Source organism: Asticcacaulis machinosus (assembly GCF_028550435.1).
GTDB classification, from domain to species: Bacteria; Pseudomonadota; Alphaproteobacteria; order Caulobacterales; family Caulobacteraceae; genus Asticcacaulis; species Asticcacaulis machinosus.
This window is the reverse complement of sequence record NZ_JAQQKV010000006.1, coordinates 1-2500: the sequence shown is the minus strand read 5'-3', so window position 1 is coordinate 2500 and position 2500 is coordinate 1. Positions and strand designations below refer to the sequence as shown.

Genomic DNA, 2500 nt, shown 5'->3' with positions numbered 1-2500 from the left:
ATGTTGAAAAATTCTGGGATGACTTGTGGATAGGGGTGAAAGGCCAATCAAACCTAGACATAGCTGGTTCTCCGCGAAATCTATTTAGGTAGAGCGTCGGATTTATTCCTTGGGGGGTAGAGCACTGAATGGATGCGGGCGGCGCGAGCTGTACCAATTCTAATCAAACTCCGAATACCCAAGAGAACTGTCCGGCAGACACACGGCGGGTGCTAACGTCCGTCGTGAAAAGGGAAACAACCCTAACCATCATCTAAGGCCCCCAAGTCATGGCTAAGTGGGAAACGATGTGGGATTGCATTGACAACCAGGAGGTTGGCTTAGAAGCAGCCATCCTTTAAAGAAAGCGTAACAGCTCACTGGTCAAGCGATCCTGCGCGGAAAATGTAACGGGGCTAAAGCCATGCGCCGAAGATATGGGTTCACGTAAGTGAGCGGTAGCGGAGCGTTCTGTAAGCCTGTGAAGGTCAATCGTGAGGTTGGCTGGAGGTATCAGAAGTGAGAATGCTGACATGAGTAGCGATAAAGAGTGTGAGAGACACTCTCGCCGAAAGACCAAGGGTTCCTACGTAAAGCTAATCTGCGTAGGGTTAGCCAGCCCCTAAGGCGAGGCCGAAAGGCGTAGTCGATGGGAACCAGGTAAATATTCCTGGGCCAGTATGAAGTGACGGATGGCATAACTTGTAAGGGCTTATTGGATTGTCCTTGCAGGGGCGTTGTCCCTGGAAATAACTCATACAGAGACTGTACCCGAAACCGACACAGGTGGTCAGGTAGAGTATACCAAGGCGCTTGAGAGAACTATGCTGAAGGAACTCGGCAAATTACACGCGTAACTTCGGGATAAGCGTGACTTACTCTGCGCAAGCAGAACTAAGTGGCACAGGCTAGGGGGTAGCGACTGTTTATCAAAAACACAGGGCTCTGCGAAGCTGTAAAGCGACGTATAGGGTCTGACGCCTGCCCGGTGCCGGAAGGTTAAAAGGAGTGGTGCAAGCTGCGAATTGAAGCCCCGGTAAACGGCGGCCGTAACTATAACGGTCCTAAGGTAGCGAAATTCCTTGTCGGGTAAGTTCCGACCTGCACGAATGGCGTAACGACTTCCCCACTGTCTCCAGCATAGGCTCAGCGAAATTGAATTCCCCGTGAAGATGCGGGGTTCCCGCGGTCAGACGGAAAGACCCTATGAACCTTTACTATAGCTTCGCCTTGGCGTTAGCATCAACATGTGTAGGATAGGTGGGAGGCTATGAAACCGGGGCGCCAGTTCCGGTGGAGCCATCCTTGAAATACCACCCTTATTGTTGCTGACGTCTAACCGCGGCCCGTATATCCGGGTCCGGGACATGGCGTGGTGGGTAGTTTGACTGGGGCGGTCGCCTCCCAAAGTGTAACGGAGGCGCGCGATGGTGGGCTCAGAACGGTCGGAAATCGTTCGACGAGTGCAATGGCATAAGCCCGCCTGACTGCGAGACTGACAAGTCGAGCAGAGACGAAAGTCGGCCATAGTGATCCGGTGGTCCTGCGTGGAAGGGCCATCGCTCAACGGATAAAAGGTACTCTAGGGATAACAGGCTGATTTTGCCCAAGAGTCCATATCGACGGCAAAGTTTGGCACCTCGATGTCGGCTCATCACATCCTGGGGCTGGAGCAGGTCCCAAGGGTATGGCTGTTCGCCATTTAAAGTGGTACGTGAGCTGGGTTCAGAACGTCGTGAGACAGTTTGGTCCCTATCTGCCGTGGGTGTTCGAGACTTGAGAGGATCTGTCCCTAGTACGAGAGGACCGGGATGGACATACCTCTGGTGGACCTGTCGTGGCGCCAGCCGCGCAGCAGGGTAGCTAAGTATGGAATAGATAACCGCTGAAAGCATCTAAGCGGGAAACTAACCTCAAAACAAGGTCTCGCTGAGGATCGTGGAAGACTACCACGTTGATAGGCCAGGTGTGGAAGCTCCGTGAGGAGTGAAGCTAACTGGTACTAATAATCCGATCGGCTTGATCGTTCCTCTACAAAATTTATGGAAATACGCTCAAGGAGCGTAAGCGTAAGCGTTAGCGCAACTAAAATGCCTAACACTTCCAATAAGTCGTTAGCGCTCAGCGCTTCATGCAATGTCTTCTCTTCTTTGAACTGTGTTGACCTGGTGGCTATGCCGGATGGTCCCCACCCGATCCCATTCCGAACTCGGTCGTTAAGCCCTCCAGGGCCGATGGTACTTCGTCTTAAGGCGCGGGAGAGTAGGTCGTCGCCAGGTCTACACAGTTCAAAGAGAATACCCTTCATTACAACCTTAAAAAGACCGTCAGGCAAACCGCTTGCCGGTCTTTTTTGTATCTCCCTGACGCGGGGTGGAGCAGCCCGGTAGCTCGTCAGGCTCATAACCTGAAGGTCGTCAGTTCAAATCTGGCCCCCGCAACCAAAACTTAGGCAGATACAATGACTTAGAAGCCCGCGAAAGCGGGCTTTTCTGCGTTTTAAGCGAAAAATGCCTAGCAC

Annotated in this window: 1 tRNA gene and 2 rRNA genes (1 of these 3 cut by a window edge); all 3 read left to right on the top strand. The window is 52.5% G+C overall.

The window, feature by feature from the left end:
- Positions 1-2006: ribosomal RNA gene (locus PQU98_RS16890) — 23S ribosomal RNA — on the top strand; it begins 864 nt to the left of the window's first position.
- A gap of 137 nt (positions 2007-2143) precedes the next feature.
- Positions 2144-2258 (top strand): 5S ribosomal RNA (rrf, locus tag PQU98_RS16885).
- Between the two features lie 88 nt (positions 2259-2346).
- A tRNA-Met gene (locus PQU98_RS16880) sits at positions 2347-2423 on the top strand.
- The last annotated feature ends 77 nt before the right edge of the window (positions 2424-2500 follow it).